The sequence below is a fragment of the Kitasatospora sp. NPDC088351 genome, from assembly GCF_040685575.1.
GTDB lineage: Bacteria > Actinomycetota > Actinomycetes > Streptomycetales > Streptomycetaceae > Kitasatospora.
Genome location: NZ_JBFBIL010000003.1, coordinates 136,866 through 157,703, shown reverse-complemented (window position 1 = coordinate 157,703; position 20,838 = coordinate 136,866). Strand labels below are relative to the sequence as shown.

Sequence of the window (20,838 nt, the reverse complement as noted above, 5' to 3'; positions counted from 1 at the left end):
CGGGGATATTCCGGGCGCGTCCTAGCGGCTCGCGGTGGCGCCCGCTCCGCCGCCCGCCGGGGCCTTCGGAGCCTTCGCAGGGGCCGTGGGGGCCTTCGCGGGGGCCGTGGGGGCGGCCTGGGCCGGGTTCTGCGGCTGGTCCGCCACGATGGCCTGCGGGAGCGGCTGGTCGGCCTTCAGGGCGGCCCAGAGCTGATCGGCCTGGGGCTGCTGCTCGACCACCCGGTTGAGGTCGCCGGGGGCGGTCACCACCGGCAGGGTGACCATGCTGAGCTGGTCGGGGCCGATGCCCTTGAGTTCCTGGGCCAGCCCCACCAGGGAGTTCACCGAGGCCAGTGCCGAGTCGGTGGTGATGCTGCGGGTGAGGGTGTCGCCGACCGACCAGAGCTTGACCGGGTTGCCGAACAGCCCGATCCCGCCGGCCTGCTGGAGCAGCGAGCGCACCATCTGCTTCTGGAGTTCGATCCGGCCGAGGTCGCTGCCGTCACCGACGCCGTGCCGGGTACGGACGAAGGCCAGCGCCTGCTCGCCGTTGAGGTGGTGCTCCCCCGCCGGGAGGTCCAACCCGCTGTCCTTGTCGTGGATGGCCACCGTGGTCGTCACGGTGGCCCCGCCTATCGCGTCCACGACGTGGGCGAAGCCGACGAAGTCGACCTCGACGTAGTGGTCCATCCGCAGCCCGGTGAGCTGTTCGGTGGTCCTGACCGCGCAGGCGGCCCCGCCGGTCTCGTACGCGCTGTTGAACATCGCGCGCTTGGCGCCCGGGGCGGGCCTGCCGGTGGAGTCGGTGCAGTCGGGGCGGGTGACCAGGGTGTCACGCGGTATCGAGACGACCTCGGCGCGCGAGTGGTCCTGGCTGATGTGGACCACCATCGCGGTGTCCGAGCGGGCCGTGTCGCCGGTGTCCCCGCCGGCCAGGCCGCCGTTCGCGCCGGCCCGTGAATCCGAGCCCAGTACCAGGAGGTTGAACGAGCCGTCGGTCGCGGCCGGGGGTCGTGCGGTGCCCAGCCGGGCGTCGATGTCGACGCTCTTGAGGTTGCCGTTGAACTTCACGTAGGCGTAGCCGGCGGCCCCGACGCCGAGCACGACGAGCGCGGCGAACGCACACGCGACCGACCGCAGGACTTTGCGGCGGCGACTCGGAACCCTCTTGTGCTCGGCCATACGGTCCAGAGTAAATCGGACAACATGATCCAAAAGGCTCAATGTGTCCCAACCCTGGAACAAACACGGAACCCCGGACCGCTCGCGCGGTCCGGGGTTCCGTGTCCACGAGTGACCCGAGTGCGGTCAGTCGCCGGACCCGGGGGTCGTCTTGGCGATCTGCATCAGGAACTCGGCGTTGCTCTTGGTCTGCTTCATCTTGTCCAGCAGCAGCTCGATCGCCTGCTGCGAGTCCAGCGCGTGCAGCACCCGGCGGAGCTTCCAGACGATGGCCAACTCCTCGCTGCCCAGCAGGATCTCCTCCTTGCGGGTGCTGGAGGCGTCGACGTCGACGGCCGGGAAGATGCGCTTGTCCGAGAGCTTCCGGTCGAGCTTGAGCTCCATGTTGCCGGTGCCCTTGAACTCCTCGAAGATCACCTCGTCCATGCGCGAGCCGGTCTCGACCAGCGCGGTGGCCAGGATGGTCAGCGAGCCGCCGTTCTCGATGTTGCGCGCGGCGCCGAAGAACTTCTTCGGCGGGTAGAGCGCGGTCGAGTCGACACCACCGGACAGGATGCGGCCGGAGGCCGGCGCCGCCAGGTTGTAGGCACGGCCGAGGCGGGTGATGGAGTCCAGCAGGATCACCACGTCGTGGCCCAGCTCCACCAGGCGCTTGGCGCGCTCGATGGCCAGCTCGGCGACGGTGGTGTGGTCCTCCGCCGGGCGGTCGAAGGTCGAGGAGATGACCTCGCCCTTCACCGACCGCTGCATGTCGGTGACCTCTTCCGGACGCTCGTCGACCAGGACGACCATCAGGTGGCACTCGGGGTTGTTGTGGGTGATCGCGTTGGCGACCGCCTGCAGCACCATCGTCTTACCGGTCTTCGGCGGCGCGACGATCAGACCGCGCTGGCCCTTGCCGATCGGCGACACCAGGTCGATGATCCGGGTGGTCAGCACGCCCGGGTCGGTCTCCAGGCGCAGCCGGTCCTGCGGGTACAGCGGGGTCAGCTTGTTGAACTCGGGGCGGCCGCGACCGCTCTCCGGGTCCATGCCGTTGACGGAGTCCAGCCGCACCATGGCGTTGAACTTCTCGCGGCGCTCGCCGTCACGCGGCTGGCGCACCGCACCGGTGATGGCGTCACCCTTGCGCAAGCCGTTCTTGCGGACCTGGGCGAGCGACACGTAGACGTCGTTCTGGCCCGGCAGGTAGCCGGAGGTGCGCACGAACGCGTAGTTGTCGAGGATGTCGAGGATGCCCGCGACCGGGATCAGCACGTCGTCCTCGCCGACCTGCGGCTCGACCACGCCGGCCTCGAAGCCCTCGCGGCGGGTGCCGCGGCCCCGGCGGTCACGGTAGCGGCCACGACGGCCCCGGCGACCGTCGCCGAACTCGTCGTCGTCGTAACCGCCCTGCTGCACCTGCGGCTGGACCTGCTGGCCGCCCTGACGGCTCTGCTGGCCGTCGCTCTGGGCGCTCTGCTGCTGGCCCTGCTGCGCGGGCTGGCGGTCGGTGCGGTCCCGGCGGTTGCGGCGGTCCCGACGCGACTCACGCGAGTCGGCGTCCTGGCCGGCCTGGGCCTCGCCGCCCTCCTGACGGCCGTCGCGCTCGCCGCCCTCGCGGCGGTCGCGGCGGTCCCGGCGGTCGCGGCGGGTCTCGGTACGACCCTCCTCGCGGCCCTCGAAGGTGCGGGTGGCGTCCGGGCGGGCCTCGGCCTGCTTGGCCTCGGTGGCGACTGCGGCGGGCGCCTCGGCGGTCTCGGCGACCGGCGCGCCGGCGGCCGAGGTGGCCCGGCGGCGGGTGCGCTCGGCACGGGCCGGCGCGGCGGTCTCGGCGGCGGCCTGGACCGGGATCTCGATCTGGGCGGCCTGCGCCTCGGCGGCCGGGGCCTCGGCCTGCGCGGCGCGGCTGCGACGGGCGGGCTTCTCGGCCGGCTCGGCCTGCGCGGCGGCCTCGGCCGGAGCGGCCTTGGCGGCGCGCTTGGCGGCCGGGGCGGCGGTGCTGCCGCCGGCCGCGAGCAGCGGGTCCCCGCCGCTCTTCTCCTTGATGGCCTCGATCAGCTGGCTCTTGCGCAGGCGTCCCGTGCCGCTGATTCCGAGCGTCGAGGCGAGCTTCTGCAGCTCGGCCAGGACGAGGCCGTCCAGGCCCGCGGCGGCGGTGCGACGGCGCCGGGCCGGGGCCGCGGGGGCGGCGGCTGCGTCCGGCGCCTCGGCGTCCGGGCGCGCGCCCATCAGATCGGTGGTGTCGCTCACTAAGGGTCCTTCCCTGGAGCGGACGTCGGCCTGTCTGGCTCGGCGACCGGTTGTGCTGTCCTGACCAACGCTCGACTGCGTCGGTCCGAGGCGGTGATCCCCCGAATGGCGGTTGGCCCGTCGGGGGAGAGCTGCGAGGTGCGGTGCGTGAAGCACGGTGGTGCTGAGTGGCGCGGTCGAGTGCCGACCTGCGCTGTTGCCTGCGAATCCCGGGCCCCCGTCGCGTGACAGCGGCCCGTGCTCCGCCCGTCCTCGCCTCTAGGTGGGAGGCCGCGGGTGGGAGTCAGGTGCCATCACGGCTTCGGGATGCGGCCGCATGTGCGCAGGCAGGCTGCGTACGCGCTGCGGTGGGCTCCCGGAGAATCGTCGCCCCGGATATCGCCGGGACTCCGCGTGAGCGGAGTGCTGGGATCGGGACGCGGCGCACCGAGCCCCGGAGGGCACCTGGTGCAGCAATGAGGTTAACACTACCGACCCCCTCAGACATTCCCCAGCCTTGCGCTTACCAATCGTGTCCGGAGGACCCGGCTCCGGCCGTGCCGGACCGGGCCCAGCGGACGACGTGCTCAGACGTCGAGCGGGAGCACCGAGGCCCCGGCCCGGTCGAGTTCCAGCCGGTGGGCGGCGAACGCCGGGCCGCCACCGTGGCCGTGGTCACCGGCGAACGCCAGCACCTTGTCGGCGCCCGCCTCGTCGGTGAGCGCGAGGACGGTCGGCCCCGCGCCGGAGATCACCGCGGGGATCCCCTCCGCGCGCAGCGCGCCCACCAGGGCGGCGCTGTCCGGCATCGCGGAGGCCCGGTAGTCCTGGTGCAGCCGGTCCTCGGTGGCGGCGAGCAGCAGCTCGGGCCGCCGGGTCAGGGCCTCCACCAGCAGCGCGGCGCGGCCCGCGTTGACGGCGGCGTCGGCCAGCGGAACGGTCTTGGGCAGCAGGCCGCGGGCGGTCTCGGTGAGCACCTCGGTGGCCGGGACGAACACCACCGGGACGACCCGGTCGGACGGCTCCAGGGTGACGGCCCTGGCCGACTCCTCGTCCGTCCAGGCCACCGTGAAGTTGCCACGCAGGCAAGCCGCGACGTTGTCCGGGTGGCCCTCCAGTTCGGAGGCGAGGACCAGCAGCGCGTCGTCGTCCAGGGCGGACGGGCCGCCGATGGTGACGGCGCGGGCGGCCACGATGCCGGCGCAGATCGCGGCGGAGGACGAGCCCAGGCCGCGGCCGTGCGGTATCCGGTTGGCGCAGACCACCTCGAGGCCGCGCGGCTGGCCGCCGAGCCGGTCGAAGGCGGCCCGCATCGAGCGGACCACCAGGTGGCGCTCGTCGCGGGCCAGGGTGTCGGCGCCCTCGCCGGCGATGTCGACGGAGAGCCCGGAGTCGGAGACCCGGACGACCACGTCGTCGTACAGACCCAGCGCGAGTCCGAAGGCGTCGAAACCGGGGCCGAGATTGGCGCTGGTCGCGGGGACCCGGACCCGGACGGCGGCGGCACGGAACGCAGGACCGGCCATGCGGTGGACTCTCCTGGGGAAATCGGGCGGCGCGAAGCGCGTCGGTGCGAGGGTGGGGAGGGGCCGCGGGCCCCGGCCGGGGCGGGCGGTCACAGTCGTTGGTGCGGCCCGCACAGGGGCCGGACCCGGGGCATGTGCCACACGGCCGGACCCAGAGTATCGAAGACAGGTTCCACAGTGGTACACCCCGTAGGCCTTCGATCTGGTGTGTTGCCGCTTCTGGCCGGAATACATGCGGCGATGGCGTCGGAAAGCGCCATGAAATTGACACAAAAGTGTCAGCCGGGAACGGCGGTGGGCCGACCCCCGAAAGGGTCGGCCCACCGTGCGCCCGTGGGTCCGCCGGTCAGTCCAGCAGGCCGAGCCGCTGGGCGGCCGCCTCCGGGTCGACCGGGACGATCTGCGGCTGCGGCGCGCCGGCCACCGCCCAGTCCGGGTCCTTGAGGCCGTTGCCGGTCACCGTGCAGACGATCCGCTGGCCCGGGTCGACCAGGCCGGCCTCCGCCTTGGCCAGCAGGCCGGCCACCGAGGCGGCCGAGGCGGGCTCCACGAAAACGCCCTCCTGAGAGGCCAACAGCCGGTAGGCTGAGAGGATCTGACGGTCGGTCACCTTGTCGATGAGGCCGCCCGACTCGTCGCGCGCGGCGAGGGCGAAGTCCCAGGAGGCGGGGTTGCCGATCCGGATCGCGGTGGCGATGGTCTGCGGCTTGAGCACCGGGGCGCCGTCCACGATCGGGGCCGAGCCGGACGCCTGGAAGCCCCACATCCGCGGCTTGCGGGTGCTCAGGCCGTCCGCGGCGTACTCGCGGTAGCCCTTCCAGTAGGCGGTGATGTTGCCCGCGTTGCCGACCGGGAGGACGTGGATGTCGGGCGCGTCGCCGAGCATGTCGACGATCTCGAACGCGGCCGTCTTCTGGCCCTCGATCCGGACCGGGTTCACCGAGTTGACCAGCGCCACCGGGTACTTCTCGGACAGTTCACGCGCAAGGGTGAGGCAGTCGTCGAAGTTGCCGTCCACCTGAAGGATCCTGGCGCCGTGCACCAGCGCCTGGCCCATCTTGCCGAGCGCGATCTTGCCCTGCGGCACCAGCACCGCCGACACCATCCCGGCGCGCACCGCGTAGGCGGCGGCGGAGGCCGAGGTGTTGCCGGTGGAGGCGCAGATGACCGCCTGGGCGCCGTCCTCCTTGGCCTTGGAGATGGCCATCGTCATGCCCCGGTCCTTGAAGGAGCCGGTCGGGTTGGCGCCCTCCACCTTGAGGTAGACGTCGCAGCCGGTGCGCTCGGAGAGCACCTGGGCGGGGACCAGCGGCGTGCCGCCCTCCAGCAGGGTGACCACGGGAGTCGTGGCGCTGACCGGCAGACGGTCGCGGTACTCCTCGATCAGGCCGCGCCACTGGTGGGTGTGCGCGCCTCGGGCGATCGCTGCGTTCATGGTGCTTCCTACTCCCCTTCAACCCGCATGATGCTGGCCACGTCCCGCACGCTGTCCAGCGCGCGGAGCTTGTCGACCGTCGCCGACAGCGCGGCGTCGGTGGCACGGTGGGTGACCACGACGAGCGAGGCGTCGCCGTCGCGGCCCTGCTGGCGCACGGTGTCGATGGAGACGCCGTGCTCGGCGAAGGTGGACGCCACCTGGGCGAGCACGCCCGCGCGGTCGTCCACGTCCAGGCTGACGTGGTACCGGGTGACCACCTCGTCCATCGGCTTGGCCGGCAGCCGGGTGTACACCGAGTCGCCCGGGCCGGTGGCGCCGGCGAGCTTGTTGCGGCAGACCGCGACCAGGTCGCCGAGGACCGCGGAGGCGGTCGGCGCGCCGCCCGCGCCCGGGCCGTAGAACATCAGCCGGCCGGCCGCCTCGGCCTCGACGAACACCGCGTTGTACGCCTCGCGGACGGAGGCGAGCGGGTGCGAGAGCGGGATCATCGCCGGGTGGACCCGGGCGGTGACCGACTCGCCGTCCGCCGCCCGCTCGCAGATCGCCAGCAGCTTGACCACGCAGCCCATCCGCTTGGCGGAGGCGATGTCGGCGGCGGTCACCTCGGTCAGGCCCTCGCGGTAGACGTCCGCCGCGGTGACCTTGGTGTGGAAGGCGATGCCGGCCAGGATCGCGGCCTTGGCGGCGGCGTCGAAGCCCTCGACGTCGGCCGTCGGGTCCGCCTCGGCGTAGCCGAGCGCGGTGGCCTCCTCCAGCGCCTCCGAGTAGCCGGCGCCGGTGCTGTCCATCTTGTCGAGGATGAAGTTGGTGGTGCCGTTGACGATCCCGAGTACCCGGTTGACCCGGTCGCCCGCGAGCGACTCGCGCAGCGGGCGCAGCAGCGGGATCGCGCCGGCCACCGCGGCCTCGTAGTACAGGTCCACCCCGGCCTCGGCGGCCGCGGCGTGCAGTTCGGTGCCGTCCTTGGCGAGCAGCGCCTTGTTCGCGCTGACCACCGAGGCGCCCTGCTCGAACGCCGACAGGATGAGGTGTTTGGACGGCTCGATACCGCCCACCACCTCGATCACCACATCGATGTCGCCCCGGTTGACCAGGGCCTCGGCATCGGTGGTGATCAGGTCCTCGGGCACGCCCGGGCGGGCCCGGCCCGCCCGGCGGACCGCGATGCCGACGAGCTCGACCGGCGCGCCGATGCGCGCGGCGAGGTCGGCGGCGTCCGTCGTCATGATGCGCGCCACCTCGGAGCCCACCACACCACAGCCCAGCAACGCCACCTTCAGCGGCCGCGTACGCATCATCCGACTCCGCTCTGCATTCATCGTGCTTCGGTAGTTCCGACGGGGTTTCGGGGGTCCGCCGGACCTTCGGTCTGTTCCAGTCTCCGGGACTTTCCGCACGGATCTACGGTCGTTCCATGATCTGAGACAAGGATTTCGTCATCCGATATCGAGACGCAGGAGATCCTCCTCCGTCTCGCGCCGGACGATCACCCGGGCCGAACCGTCCTTGACGGCCACCACGGGAGGCTTCAGGGCGTGGTTGTAGTTGCTCGCCATCGAGCGGCAGTACGCGCCGGTGGCGGGCACCGCGATCAGGTCGCCCGCGGTCAGGTCGGCCGGCAGGAAGGCGTCCCGGACGACGATGTCGCCGGACTCGCAGTGCTTGCCCACCACGCGGACCAGCATCGGCTCGGCGTCGCTGGAACGCGACACCAGGGCGACCGAGTACTCGGCGTCGTAGAGCGCGGTACGGATGTTGTCGGACATGCCGCCGTCCACGCTGACGTAGGTGCGCAGGCCCTCCAGCGCCTTGACGGTGCCGACCTCGTACAGCGTGAACGCCGTCGGGCCGACGATCGCCCGGCCCGGCTCCACGCTCAGCCGGGGGGCGCTCAGCCGGGCGGCGGCGCACTCGCGGCGGACGATCTCGGCCAGCGCGGCCGCGATCTCGGCCGGTTCGCGCGGGTCGTCCTCGCTGGTGTACGCGATGCCGAGGCCGCCGCCGAGGTCGATCTCGGGCAGCTCGACGCCGTGCTCGTCGCGGATCTCGGCGAGCAGGCCGACCACCCGGCGGGCGGCGACCTCGAAGCCGGCCGTGTCGAAGATCTGCGAACCGATGTGCGAGTGGATGCCGCGCAGTTCGAGGCTCCGGTGGGCCAGGACCCGGCGGACCGCCTCGGCCGCGGCGCCCCCCGTCAGCGAGAGCCCGAACTTCTGGTCCTCGTGCGCGGTGGCGATGAACTCGTGGGTGTGCGCCTCGACACCGACCGTGATCCGGATCAGCACCTGCTGCCGGACGCCGTGCCGGGCCGCGATCGCCGCCAGCCGCTCGATCTCCTCGTAGGAGTCCACCACGATGTGGCCGACACCGGTCTTCACCGCGTGTTCGAGCTCGGCCACCGACTTGTTGTTGCCGTGCAGCGCGATCCGCTCCGCCGGCATCCCGGCGGCCAGCGCCACCGCCAGCTCGCCCGGGCTGCAGACGTCCAGGTTCAGGCCCTCCTCGTGCAGCCAGCGCACGACGGCCTTGGAGAGGAACGCCTTGCCGGCGTAGTACACGTCCGCCTCGGTGCCGAAGGCCTCCCGCCAGGCGCGCGCCCGGGCCCGGAAGTCCTCCTCGTCCAGCACGTACGCCGGGGTGCCGAACTCGGCGGCCAGCCGCTTGACGTCGATGCCGCCGACGGTGGCCACGCCCTCGGTGTCCCGGGTGACGGTCCTCGACCAGACCTTCGGGTCGAGCGCGTTCAGGTCGCTCGGCGGCGCCTGGTAGTGGCCCTCGGGCAGCACGTCGCCGTGGCGGGGACCTGCGGGGTGTGCGGAGCGGCTCATCTGTCTTCTCGTCCTTGACCTATGGCGAGGGGCGGCGACGGTCTCCGTCGACCGTCCGCCGCCCCCGCTGCGCGCTTGGGGGTGGTGCTACATCCGCTCGGGCGCCGAAACGCCCAGGAGCGTGAGGCCGTTGGCCGTGACCGTTCGCGTGGCCTCGACCAGCCAGAGGCGGGCCCGGTGCGTGTCCGTGAGCTCCTCGTCGCCCTTCGGCAGGAACATGCAGTTCTCGTACAGGCGGTGGTACTTGCCCGCGAGGTCCTCCAGGAACCGCGCGACCCGGTGCGGCTCGCGCAGCTCGCCGGCCGTGGCCAGGACGCGCGGGAACTCGCCGAGGGCGCCGAGGATGTCGTTCTCCCACGAGGTGGAGAGCAGCTCGGGTTTGAAGTCCTCCGCCGCGCCCTTGTCCACGCCGAGCTGAGCGGCCTTGCGCGCCACTCCGCACATCCGGGTGTGCGCGTACTGGACGTAGTAGACCGGGTTCTCGTTGGTCTGGCTGGTCAGCACGTTGATGTCGAGCGTGATGGTGGAGTCGGTGGACGAGCGCGCCAGGGTGTAACGGGCCGCGTCCACGCCGATCCAGTCGACGACGTCGTCGATGGTGATGATGTTGCCGGCCCGCTTGGACATGCGGACCTCTTCGCCGTCGCGAAGCATCTTCACGAACTGGCCGATCCTGACCTCGATGTTGCGGTCCATGTCGTCGCCCGCGCAGGCCGAGATGGCCTTGAGCCGGTTGACGTAGCCGTGGTGGTCCGCGCCCAGCATGTACACCGAGACCTCGGAGCCGCGGTCCCGCTTGGAGAGGTAGTACGCGGCGTCGGCGGCGAAGTAGGTGGTCTCGCCGTCGGCCTTGATCAGGACGCGGTCCTTGTCGTCACCGAAGTCGGTGGTGCGCAGCCAGATCGCGCCGTCCCGCTCGAAGACGTGGCCCTGCTCGCGCAGCCGCTCGATGGCCTGCTCGATGGCGCCGGAGTCGTGCAGCGACTTCTCCGAGAACCAGGTGTCGAAGTGGGTGCCGAACTCGTCCATCGAGCGCTGGATCTCGGCCACCATGAGCTTGAGGCCCTCGGTGCGGAAGACCTGGAGCTGCTCGTCCCCGGGCAGGTCGAGCACGCCCGGGACGCCGTCGGTGATCGCCTTGGCGATGTCGCCGATGTACTCGCCGACGTAGCCGTCCGCGGGCACCTCGCGCCCGTTGGCGGCGGCCTGGAGCGAGGCGGCGAACTTGGAGATCTGCACACCGGCGTCGTTGAGGTAGTACTCGGTGGTGACGTCGGCGCCGGAGGCCTTCAGCACGCGGGCCAGCGAATCGCCGACGGCGGCCCAGCGGACGCCGCCGATGTGGATCGGGCCGGTCGGGTTGGCGGAGACGAACTCCAGGTTGATCCGCAGACCCTTGAGCGCCTCGTTGCGGCCGTACTCCGCGCCCGCCTCGACGATGGTGCGGGCCAGCTCGCCCTGGGTGGCGGCGTCGAAGGTGATGTTCAGGAAGCCCGGCCCGGCGATGTCGACCCCGGCGACCCCGGGCAGCTCTCGCAGACGGGCGGCGACCAGCTCGGCCACGGCTCGCGGCGGCTTGCCGGCCGGCTTCGCGAGCTGGAGGGCCACGTTCGTCGCGTAGTCGCCGTGGTCCCTGTTCTTGGGTCGCTCGACCGTCACGTGCTCGGGCACGGCGACGGCCAGCTCGCCCGCCTCGACGGCGGCGCTCACTGCGGCCTGGACTGCCTGGGAAAGTTCTGCGGGGGTCACGACGCCAAGCGTAGGCGAGACGGGGTGCCCGCCCGCCACCCGGTTTACCGGTTGAGACACCCGGCCGCCGTGGCGGCGGGGGTGTCAGCCACGATCCGTCCGATCTGTTCGCTCAGGGCGAAATCCGCCCGGTGTCCCGCCCAGCACCATCAACCGCCGCACCAGCGCCACCAGATCGGCCGGGTCGAAGGGCTTGCCCAGATAGCCGTCCACCCCGACCGACTCCCCCAGATCGAGATCGGCCGGCGTGCAGGCGCTGACGATCGCGATGGGCAGCCGGCGCGTCCCCGGCGCCGCCCGCAGCCGGGCCGCCGTGCGCAGACCGTCCAGCCGTGGCATCACCACGTCGAGCGTCACGACGTCCGGCTTCACCCGGCGGACCACCTCCAGGCACTCGGCCCCGTCGGCGGCGGTCACCACCTCGAAGCCCTCGAGTTCAAGATTGACCCTGATCAGCTGGCGGATCGCCTCGCTGTCGTCCACCACGAGGACCCGCCCGGACTCTCCAGACACCTCACCGAGGGTATCGGCGCGCCCCGCGCCCCGTCCGGCCTTTCGCCACTTCCGCTTCCGCTCCCCGCCGCCCGATCGACCGGCCGATCACCCGTCGGCGAAACCCGTGCACGGAGCACGCCCCGGGCCTGGTAATGTTCTCCACGTCGGAGCGAACGCGAAGACACCAAGCAGGCCCCCGTAGCTCAGGGGATAGAGCACCGCCCTCCGGAGGCGGGTGCGCAGGTTCGAATCCTGCCGGGGGCACTTCGCGAGAAGTGCAACAGAGGCCCAGGTCAGTGGAGTTCATCCACGGATCTGGGCCTTCGTCATGTTCCGGGCCGTACCGGCCCCGTGCCCCGCCCGCCGGGCCGGCCGCCGGGGATGGCGGGCTGTGACGGCGGGCCGGGCGGCCGGCTCAGGAGGCCGCCGCCTCGGCCTCGGTGTAGAGGTCGGCGATGGTGTGGTCGAAGTAGGCGCTGTAGGAGGTGTCGGAGGTGTCCCCGCCCTGCTGGTAGCCGCCGATGGTGCCGATGACGTGGCCGGTGGCGGTGCTGATCCAGGGGCCGCCACTGGTGCCGCCCGGGTAGTCGGGGCAGTCGACGACGCGCTGGTAGGCGGACTCGCGGCCGGTGGTGTTGGCGCAGAGGATCGGGGCCTCGGAGTCGGCGGGGTAGCCGTAGAGGCGGACGGCGGAGCCGAAGGGCTCGTCGGTGCCGAGCTGGTTGGCGCCGACCACGTCCTCGATCCGCCGGCCGTTGCTGGGGGCGGTCTCCAGGATCGCGAAGTCCTCGTCCTGGTCGCCGTTCTGGGACCAGCCGGCGGCGGTGTGGACGGCGGTGACCCGCCAGGTGCCGTACGGGGCGGTGCCGTTGTGGTAGCCCGGGGCGAAGGTGACGCCGTCGGCACCGCCGAGGCAGTGGGCGGCGGTGAGCAGCAGGTTGCCGGTCGGGCTGTGCAGCACGCTGGCGGTGCAGAAGTGGTTGCCGGGCCCGACCCCGCCGCTGAACAGGGCGCCCACGGTGGCCGCTTCGGGGGTGGCCTGGGCCTCGGCGGTGGTGCCGGCCCTGACCGTGGTCGGCGCGGCGGTCGGCGCGGACGCGCGGGCGAGGAGCGACGGGTCCTCGGCCGAGGCCTCGTCCGAGGGGGTGGGCTCCGCCGTGGGGGTGGGCTCCGTCGTGGGGGACGGCGGGTCCCCGGCGGTCGACGGGGCGGCGGGCGGCGGGACGGCCGGGGCCGTGACCGCCGGGGGCGGGCTGCCGACGGCCGTCGCCTCGGAGGTCACACCGTGGGTGCCCGCCACCACCGTCGCCGCGGTGAGGGCGGCGAGAGCGGTGAACAGGACGGGGGCCAGAAGGCGTCGGCGGGGGTTACGGCGGCGGTGCTGGCCCATACCTGCTCTGCTCCTGCCTCGGGGGTCGGCGCGAGTACGGTCCGACTATGGCGGGTGGAGCTGGGAAGGGTGTTATGCGCGGCTGGGAGCCGGATGAGAAATAGGTCACTCCGCCGGACGTCCGGCGCCGCCGGCGCCCCCGGCACCGCCGCCCTGGCCCACCGGACCGGCCGGCGCCGCGGCCAGTTCGGCGGGGGTGATGAACGCGGTGTGCGTCCCGGCGGTGGTGCAGGCGAAGGCCCCGGCCACCGAGCCCGCCCGGGCGCAGTCCAGCGGCGGGCGGCCCTGGAACCAGGCGTGCAGGAACCCGGTGACGAAGGCGTCGCCCGCACCGTTGGTGTCGACCACCGGGCGGCCCGGGTCGACGGCCGGGAGGTGGCGCGGCGGGGCGTCGCGGGTGAGCAGGTGGCAGCCCTCGGCACCGGCGGTGGCGATCACGGCGGTGGCCCGGCCCTCGGCGAGGATTCCGCGCATCACCTCCTCGTGCCGGCCCCGGCAGCCGGCCACGGAGAGGAAGACCAGGTCGGAGTTGACCGCGTAGTCCCGGTGGTGCGGCTCGCGGCCGTCCCAGTCGTGCAGGTCGGTGGAGGTGGTGCGGCCGAGCCGGTGGAGATCCCCGTACATGGCGCGGTTGGTGCCGGTGATGGAGAGGTGCACATGCCGGCTGCGCTCGACGTACGGCAGGTAGAACGAGCGCGGCAGCCGCAGGTCGGCGGGGTGGCGGGCGTCGAAGAAGGAGAAGCGCCGGCCGGCGGCGTCCACCAGGTTGACCGCGCGGGGGGTGCCGTGCGGCGAGACGAGGTGGGCGAAGGTCAGGCCCTGGCGGGCGTACTCGGCGAGCACCAGCCGGCCCTGCGGGTCGTCGCCCAGGTAGTCGATGAAGGCGGTGCGCAGGCCGAGGTGGTGGGCGCCGAGGGCGACGCCGTTGCCGGTGTGGGCGACGTAGTCGCGGACGGGCCCGACCTGCTGCGATTCGCCGGGCGGGACTTCGAGCCGGTCGACCCGGACGATGGTGTCGACGCCGGCGCCGCCGACGACGAGCAGGTCGAACTCGAACGGCTCGGGGTCCGGCACGGCGGCGCCTCCTTGGTCCTGGACGGTGCCCAGGAGGGTCCTGAGACGGTGCCCAGGAGTCAAGCAGGCCCCGGAGGCCGACTGCAAGACCTTGCGGCAACTTTCAGGAGGCCCGCTGTCTCCCGGTGGGCGTCACCGCCCCCGCCTTGGCGCTCGCGTCCGTCTCCCGCGCCGTGACCCGCGCCCGCGCGCCCGCCTCGGCACGCGTCGCGGCGCTGGCGCTGGCACCGGCACCGGCACCGGCACCGACCGCACCGACACCGACCGCCCTCGTGGCCTCGCCGGGCGCCGGGCGGTGGTTGATCAGCAGGAACGCGGCCAGCGCCGCGAGCAGCAGGACGCCCGTCGCCACCCAGGTGGCGGTCACATAGCCGTGCACCGCGCCCTGCGCCCGGACCCGCGGGTCGGCGGCGATCCGGGTGGCGAGGTAGCTCGCGGTGGCACTGGCCGCGACGGTGTTCAGCAGCGCCGTACCGAAGGAGCCTCCCACCTGCTGGGCCGAGTTGATGGTGGCCGACGCCGCGCCGGCCTCGTTCCGGGCGACGCCGAGGGTGGCCAGGCTCGTCGACGGCATGAACACCATGCCCATACCGAGGCCGAGCAGCAGTTCGGCGGGCAGCACCGTGCCGGCCCACGGGCTGTCCACCGTCATCCGGGTCAGCCAGGCCATCCCGCCCGCCGCGATCACCAGGCCCGAGGCGACCAGGTTCCTGGTGGGCACCCTGGTCGTCATCCGGGCCGAGAAGCCGGTCGAAGTGGCGACGATGGAGACCGTCATCGGCAGGAAGGAGAGGCCCGACAGCACCGGCGAGAAGTGCTTGATCACCTGCAGGTAGTAGGTGAGGAAGAGGAACAGCCCGTACATCCCGATCATGGTCAGGCCGATCGAGAGGGCGGCGCCGCCGCGGTTGCGGTCGGCGATGATGTGCAGCGGGAGCAGCGCGTGTCTGGTGCGCCTCTCGACCAGGACGAAGACCACCAGCAGGACGACGCCCAGCGCCAGCGCGCTCAGCACCAGCCCGTTGCCCCAGCCCCTGGTCACGGCCTCGGACATGCCGAAGACGACGGCCAGCAGGCCGCCGCAGCCCAGCACCGCGCCGGGCAGGTCCAGTCTGACCCGGTGCCCCTTGCCGATGTGGTCGGCGGTGAGGACGTAGGAGGCGGCGAAGGCCGCGGCGGCGGCGATCGGGGTGTTGACGAACAGGCACCAGCGCCAGTCCAGGTACTCGGTCAGCAGGCCGCCCAGGATCAGGCCGATCGCGGCGCCGCCGCCGGCGATCGCGCCGAAGACGCCGAAGGCCGTACCGCGTTCCCTGGGATCGGTGAAGGTGGTGGAGAGCAGTCCCAGTGCCGACGGGGCCAGCAGCGCGCCGAAGGCGCCCTGCAGGGCGCGGGCCCCGAACAGCATCGCCGGTCCGGACGCCGAGCCGCCGAACGCGGAGGCGAGGGCGAAGCCGATCAGGCCGACGGTGAAGACGCGTCTGCGGCCGAAGAGGTCGCCGAGCCGGCCGCCGAGGAGCAGCAGGCCCCCGAAGGCGAGCGTGTAGGCGGTGATCACCCACTGCCGGTTGGCATCGGAGATGCCGAGGTCCCGCTGGGCCGACGGCAGAGCGATGTTCACGATGGTGGCGTCGAGGACGATCATGAGCTGGGCGATGGCGATGACCGTCAGGGCCCACCATCGGCGGCTGTCCGCCGCCTCACGACCGGTGGCAGGGTGCGAAGACACTGGAGAGCCTTCCGGACGGGTACGGAGAGGTCGCGCAGTCGTCTTCCAGCCAAACGCCCATGGCAGGGAATGGCAAGGAAAAATCCCGCCAAATCCATAGGAATGGGACAAAAGAACCAGGTCACCGGGGTCGGAGGGACCAGAGCCCCGGGCCGGAGGACGAGGCCGCCCTCCGGCCCACGGGCCCCGCGGTCATCAGGTGTGACCGCCGGGGCCCGGGCGCCTCCGGCCGGAACCGGTGCCTACAGCGCGGTCAGCTCCGCGACCAGGTCGTCCAGGCCCAGCGAGCCCTGCGACAGCGCGGCCATGTGCCAGGCCTTGAGGTCGAACACCTCGCCCCGCGCCTCGTGCGCCGCCTGCGCCGCCGCCCGGCCGCGCAGCCAGGCGCGCTCGCCCAGCTTGTAGCCGATCGCCTGGCCCGGCATGCCCAGGTAGCGGACCAGCTCACTGTCCAGGAAGTCCGTGGACAGCCCGCAGTACAGGCCGAAGAACTCCCGGGCGGCGTCCGGCAGGACGGGCTCGCCCGGCCGGTACGGGGAGTCCGCGGGGAAGTCCAGGCCGACGTGCATGCCGATGTCCACGATCACCCGCAGCGCCCGCATCATCTGGGCGTTGAGGTAGCCGAGCCGGTGGCCGGGGTCGGTGAGGTAGCCCAGCTCGTCCATCAGGCGCTCGGCGTAGAGCGCCCAGCCCTCCAGGTTGGCGCTCACCCCGCCGATGCTGACCTGGTAGGTGGAGAGCCGGTCCGCGACGTAGTTCCACTGCGCCAGCTGGAGGTGGTGGCCGGGAACGCCCTCGTGGTACCAGGTCGAGACCAGGTCCCAGACCGGGAACGCCTCCCGGCCGATGGTCGGCAGCCAGGTCCGCCCGGGGCGGGTGAAGTCCAGCGAGGGCGCGGTGTAGTACGGCGCGGCGGCGCTGCCGGACGGGGCGATCATCGACTCGACCCGGGTGATCGGCTCGGCCAGGTCGAAGTGGGTGCCCTGGAGGTCGGCGATCGCCTGGTCCATCAGGCCCTGGAGGTACTCACGGGCGGGCTCGGCGCCCTGGATGGCCGGGCCGTCGCTCTCCAGCCACTTCATCGCCTCCATCGGGGTGGCGCCGGGCCGCACCTTCTCGGCCTCCACCCGCATCTGCGCCAGCAGGTCGTGGAACTCCTGCCAGGCCCAGCCGTACGCCTCGTCCAGGTCCAGGTCGGCGCCGGTCCAGTAGCGGACGAAGCGGCCGTAGCGCTCACGGCCGGTGGTGTCGGGGGCGTCGGCGGCGGCCGGGCCGTAGACGTCGCGCAGCCAGTCGCGCAGTTCGGCCAGCGCCCCGGCCGCGGCCACCGCGTGCTCGGACAGGCCCGCGCGCAGGCCCTCCGGGGCGTCCTGGACGAGCTCGCCGAACCAGCCGCCGGGCTGCTCCCCCTCCAGCCACTCGCCGATCTGCCCCACCACGGTGGTGACCTGGCGGGGGCCGGAGAGCAGGCCGCGCTCGATGCCCTCGGTCAGGGTCTCGCGGTACTGCGCCAGCGCGACGGGCACCCGGGCCAGCCGGCGGCCGAGCACCTCCCACTGCTGCTCCGTGTCGGTGGCCATCAGGGTGAAGACCTCGCGCACGTTGTGCACCGGCGAGCCCATGTTGCGGACCGCACGGAAGTTCTCGCCCGCGTCGTGGACGGCCAGTTCGGCGGTGAGCCGCTCGCGCAGCAGCCGGGCGCAGCGGCGCTCGGCCTCGTCCTCGGCGGCGCCGGCCTGCTCGGCCTCGGCGAGCCGGGCAAGGGTGTGGCGGCCCAGTTCGGCGACCGCCTCGTCACCGGCCGGGGAGAGGTCGGGCAGCCGGTCGTCATCGGGGTGGAGGCCCAGGTACACCGCCGTCAGCGGGTCGAGCACGGCAAGGGCCTGGACGTAGGCATCGGCGATACGGCGTGGGGTGGTGCCGTCGGAGCTGATCAGTTCTTCAACCATTCGGACATCATTTCGCGGCCCGGGCCGATTGCAAGTCCCTTACGCGCCGCCTCGACCGGCCCGGTTCAGGCTCCGGACCGCCGGGCCCGCCACCACTGCCGGAGCAGGCCCGGATCCCAGGTGGGCCGTCCGCGCGCGAAGGGCCGGAAACAGAGGCCGATCAGCACCGCGCAGAAGTGTCCGAGATCCGTGAAGGTGTGCGACGTGATCAGCGGCACCAGGTAGAAGACCACCACCCCGCCCCCGTACAGCCACCGCAGGCGGCCGGCGAACCGGTAGGTGAGCACCGCGGCCACCCCGGCCAGCGCGTACGAGACGCCGACGTCCACGGTGCGGGCGAGACTGTCGTGCAGCCGGCCGCTGGTGATGCCCCAGGCGACTATCCCCTCGCTGACGAAGGTGGCCCCGACGTGCGCGGTCGCGGCGACCGTGAACCAGCGCCAGGTGCCCAGCCAGCGTTCGGCGTTGGCGTGGAAGAGGCTGAAGAGGACGAAGTAGGAGAGGAAGCTCGCCTGCTCCGTCCAGATCGCGCTGGCGATCAGCGCGTGCACCGGGTGCGAGCGCAACTGGTCCAGATTGGTGGACCGGGCCGCCAGGAACCAGTGCAGCCTGGCCGGGTTCATCCGCGCCACGACGAAGCTGGTGGCCGCCAGCACCAGCAGCCAGAGGTACGTCCCCGGCGCCGATCCGATCCACCCCCCGACCGCCCGCGGCACCCGGCGGACGAGGCTCGCACGCGTGGGCGTCTCTGGCATCCGGCCGGGCTTCCTCGTCGACGGTTCGGGCATTTCCCCCATAGTGGGCGCCTCCCCCACCACCGCCCGGCACCCTCGGCTCGCGTGTTGCCCGTGCACGAGCAGCGCCAGCCCCCGGCCCGCGTCCGCCAGGGCACAGCGGACACGAGCGGCCTGAGCCGGACTCATGCCGCGGCGGCGAACGCGACGACAAGCATGGTCGTCATCGGTTCAGCCCTGCCGGGCTTCGGCTTCCCGCTCATGACGCAGCCCCTTCCGCAGGAGTTCGACGACCCGGTTGATCACATCGGGCGAGGCGGAGCCCATGCGAATGAGGTAGGTGCCGGTCAACCTGCCGTGGCGCCAGTCGACTTCAACGGTGGGCAGCCGTGTATCGGCGAGGGTGAGGACGGCGAGGAGGTCGTCGAGCGCGTCAGCGGCCTCGCGTCGGCGGTCGGCCGTGGCGCGGTCAAGTCGCGATTCCATCAGACCGCCTCCCCGGCCGGCCTGTCCGCCGCGCACTCGAACCACACGAGCTTGCCGCGCGCGGTCGGGAGCCACCCCCAGGCCTGCGCCAGCGCCTCGACCAGCAGCAGCCCCCGGCCGCCCGTGATCGGATCGTGCGTCCCCGACGGGTCCGGTGGCAGCCGACTCACATCGGCCACCTCCACCCGCAACCGCTCCCCGGTCCACCGGACCAGCACCCGGCACCGGACCCCCGTGTGCTCCACGGCGTTGGCGATCACTTCCCCGGCGCACAACTCCACGTCCCGCAACGCCCCGTCCGAGAACGGCACCTGCCAGGCCCGCGCGATCTCCACCACCAGCCGCCGAGCCCCCGGCACCGCATCGACACACGGCTCGACCCCCCACTCACGCGGCACCGGGAATCTCGCAGTGTTGAGCGGACTGATCACCATAAATCGCCCTCGCCTCTGATCGGATCTCCCGGGCCTCCCCGAGAGGAATCCAGATTCTCGTACGGCCCGATCGGCGATAAGGCCGCCGAGTGTTACCGAGGCGGTAATACGCCGACCTCAACGTAGATATGCTGATCCAGCACCGGCTATGCTCCCCACTGGAGGCTGCGCCACGATGACAGGCCCCCACTCCACACCTCAGCCTTTGATTTCTGTTGAGATCCTTGCGCGCGAAGACCTCCGCCTGGCACTCGCAGAACACGACTTCGCCAGCGCCTTCACACTGATCAAGAAGTACGGCGGCCTCTCCCAAAACAGGATCGGCGCCGCCTGTCAGCTCACCCCAGGCAAGATCCCCTTGATCATGTCTGGCAACCAGAAGGTCACTTCATATGAAGTAATTGTGCGAATTTCCGACGGCCTGGCCATTCCCGGCCATCTACTGGGATTGGCCGCACGCCCCTGGGAGGAATCTTTCACCGCAGCCCCGGAGACTCCGCCCACCGCACAAACTTCCTGCGACTTCCCGTGGCAGCCGACAGTAACTGCCGATCTCGCGACCCATCTCACCAGAACCGATCTCGCTATGGACAGACGCACCGCAGCCAAGGTCATCGCTGCCGCCGCCGTTACCGGCACGACACTCTTGGACCCCTTGGAAGGTTGGCTCGCTCAACCAGCCCGAGTGGAGAACCACCGCCGGCCAGGGAAACTTGGTAAGCACGAGGTCACCCAACTCGAACACGCAGCCATCGCTTTCCGGCAATGGGACCACCAGTTCGGCGGTGGTCTGCGCTGCAAAGCCGTGATGGGACAACTGAACGAGACGGCATCGGCCCTCGAAGACCGTCAAACACCGGAGATTGAAAAACGGCTCTACTGCATCATGGCGCAGCTCGCTGGTACTGCCGCGACCATGGCATGGGACTCTGGCCAGCAACGGCGGGCGCAGGACTACTACGGTCTAGCTCTTCGTGCGGCCCACGCAGGCGGGGATTGGCCGTTCGGGGCAAACGTACTCGCTGGAATGGCCCGGCAAATGCTCTACGGCGACCGCCCGAACGACGCGCTCGAACTTGTCCGGCTCGCCCAGGAAGGGAGCCGGAGCACCAACGGGCCACGTGTTCGCGCGATGCTGCGCACACGCGAAGCATGGGCGTATGCAGCAATGGGCCGAGTCCCCGCTTTCTGGCGAGCAACTGACCAAGCACAGGAAGAGCTCGACGCTGCCGGGCTGGCCAGCGAGGAAGCACACTGGATCGCCCACTTCGACCGTGCTGAGATTTACGGGGTGATCGGGGGGCGGCTGCTGGATCTCGCACGGCTCAACCCGCACACCCATGCCGACCCGGCAGCCGACTACATCCGGACCGCGCTAACAGAACGCGGGGCCGAGGCCGGCCGCTCACATGCACTCGACCGGATTGGGCTCGCCGAAACACGATTCCTGGCAGGTGACCTCACCAACGCCGTTGAAGAAACAGAATTGGCGGTCAGGGCAGCCTCACGAACGCAGTCCACCCGTGTCCGGACGCGGCTGGGTGCCCTCTATCAGTACACCGTGGGGCGCTCGAACAACGCTGCTGTCCGAGACGCTCGCGATAGCATCCGCGAGCTGCTGGCGAACTGAC

At 71.8% G+C, this 20,838-nt stretch carries 16 protein-coding genes and 1 tRNA gene; 2 read left to right on the top strand and 15 right to left on the bottom strand.

The window, feature by feature from the left end; genetic code table 11:
- Nucleotides 1–21 precede the first annotated feature (21 nt).
- From AB0P06_RS03635 to AB0P06_RS03600, 8 genes are all read right to left on the bottom strand, one after another.
- Nucleotides 22–1,164 (bottom strand): LCP family protein, encoded by a 1,143-nt coding sequence (locus AB0P06_RS03635; RefSeq protein WP_363604788.1) that lies wholly within the window; start codon nucleotides 1,162–1,164, stop codon nucleotides 22–24.
- 126 nt (nucleotides 1,165–1,290) lie between these two features.
- A complete protein-coding gene (gene rho, locus AB0P06_RS03630) occupies nucleotides 1,291–3,396 on the bottom strand; it encodes a transcription termination factor Rho (RefSeq protein ID WP_363604787.1) in 2,106 nt (701 codons plus the stop codon).
- Nucleotides 3,397–3,962: 566 nt separating this feature from the next.
- The gene (thrB, locus tag AB0P06_RS03625) at nucleotides 3,963–4,901 is read right to left on the bottom strand and encodes a homoserine kinase (RefSeq protein ID WP_363604785.1); all 939 of its coding nucleotides are present in this window, start codon (nucleotides 4,899–4,901) and stop codon (nucleotides 3,963–3,965) included.
- 346 nt (nucleotides 4,902–5,247) lie between these two features.
- A complete protein-coding gene (thrC, locus tag AB0P06_RS03620) occupies nucleotides 5,248–6,336 on the bottom strand; it encodes a threonine synthase (RefSeq protein ID WP_363604784.1) in 1,089 nt (362 codons plus the stop codon).
- Nucleotides 6,337–6,344: 8 nt separating this feature from the next.
- Nucleotides 6,345–7,637: a homoserine dehydrogenase gene (locus AB0P06_RS03615; RefSeq protein ID WP_363604783.1), complete on the bottom strand. Its 1,293-nt coding sequence runs from the start codon at nucleotides 7,635–7,637 to the stop codon at nucleotides 6,345–6,347.
- 138 nt (nucleotides 7,638–7,775) lie between these two features.
- A complete protein-coding gene (lysA, locus tag AB0P06_RS03610) occupies nucleotides 7,776–9,167 on the bottom strand; it encodes a diaminopimelate decarboxylase (RefSeq protein ID WP_363604782.1) in 1,392 nt (463 codons plus the stop codon).
- A gap of 87 nt (nucleotides 9,168–9,254) precedes the next feature.
- Nucleotides 9,255–10,916: an arginine--tRNA ligase gene (gene argS, locus AB0P06_RS03605; RefSeq protein WP_363604781.1), complete on the bottom strand. Its 1,662-nt coding sequence runs from the start codon at nucleotides 10,914–10,916 to the stop codon at nucleotides 9,255–9,257.
- Between the two features lie 84 nt (nucleotides 10,917–11,000).
- Complete coding sequence (locus tag AB0P06_RS03600; RefSeq protein WP_363604780.1) at nucleotides 11,001–11,429, bottom strand: response regulator; 429 nt, start codon at nucleotides 11,427–11,429, stop codon at nucleotides 11,001–11,003.
- A gap of 174 nt (nucleotides 11,430–11,603) precedes the next feature.
- On the opposite strand from AB0P06_RS03600, the gene AB0P06_RS03595 reads away from it, so the two are divergent.
- Nucleotides 11,604–11,675, top strand: a tRNA-Arg gene (locus AB0P06_RS03595).
- A 151-nt stretch (nucleotides 11,676–11,826) separates the two neighbouring features.
- Here AB0P06_RS03595 and AB0P06_RS03590 read toward each other — a convergent pair.
- The 7 genes from AB0P06_RS03590 to AB0P06_RS03560 all read right to left on the bottom strand — a co-directional run bounded on the left by AB0P06_RS03590 (nucleotide 11,827) and on the right by AB0P06_RS03560 (nucleotide 19,207).
- On the bottom strand, nucleotides 11,827–12,801 hold the full coding sequence (locus tag AB0P06_RS03590) for a serine protease (RefSeq protein ID WP_363604779.1): 975 nt from the start codon (nucleotides 12,799–12,801) through the stop codon (nucleotides 11,827–11,829).
- 105 nt (nucleotides 12,802–12,906) lie between these two features.
- The gene (locus AB0P06_RS03585) at nucleotides 12,907–13,875 is read right to left on the bottom strand and encodes a carbohydrate kinase family protein (protein ID WP_363604777.1); all 969 of its coding nucleotides are present in this window, start codon (nucleotides 13,873–13,875) and stop codon (nucleotides 12,907–12,909) included.
- 103 nt (nucleotides 13,876–13,978) lie between these two features.
- On the bottom strand, nucleotides 13,979–15,604 hold the full coding sequence (locus AB0P06_RS03580; protein ID WP_363604776.1) for an MFS transporter: 1,626 nt from the start codon (nucleotides 15,602–15,604) through the stop codon (nucleotides 13,979–13,981).
- Between the two features lie 242 nt (nucleotides 15,605–15,846).
- Complete coding sequence (locus tag AB0P06_RS03575) at nucleotides 15,847–17,553, bottom strand: DUF885 domain-containing protein (RefSeq protein ID WP_363604775.1); 1,707 nt, start codon at nucleotides 17,551–17,553, stop codon at nucleotides 15,847–15,849.
- A gap of 65 nt (nucleotides 17,554–17,618) precedes the next feature.
- Nucleotides 17,619–18,308 carry a rhomboid-like protein gene (locus AB0P06_RS03570; RefSeq protein WP_363604774.1) on the bottom strand — a complete coding sequence of 230 codons (690 nt, stop codon included), beginning with the start codon at nucleotides 18,306–18,308 and terminating at the stop codon, nucleotides 17,619–17,621.
- Nucleotides 18,309–18,518: 210 nt separating this feature from the next.
- Nucleotides 18,519–18,773, bottom strand: a complete 255-nt coding sequence (locus AB0P06_RS03565) for a hypothetical protein (protein ID WP_363604772.1) — start codon at nucleotides 18,771–18,773, stop codon at nucleotides 18,519–18,521.
- Nucleotides 18,773–19,207: an ATP-binding protein gene (locus tag AB0P06_RS03560; protein ID WP_363604771.1), complete on the bottom strand. Its 435-nt coding sequence runs from the start codon at nucleotides 19,205–19,207 to the stop codon at nucleotides 18,773–18,775. Before AB0P06_RS03560 ends, AB0P06_RS03565 begins: the two co-directional genes overlap by 1 nt.
- Nucleotides 19,208–19,412: 205 nt before the next feature.
- On the opposite strand from AB0P06_RS03560, the gene AB0P06_RS03555 reads away from it, so the two are divergent.
- Complete coding sequence (locus AB0P06_RS03555; protein WP_363604769.1) at nucleotides 19,413–20,837, top strand: hypothetical protein; 1,425 nt, start codon at nucleotides 19,413–19,415, stop codon at nucleotides 20,835–20,837.
- Nucleotide 20,838: the final 1 nt, after the last annotated feature.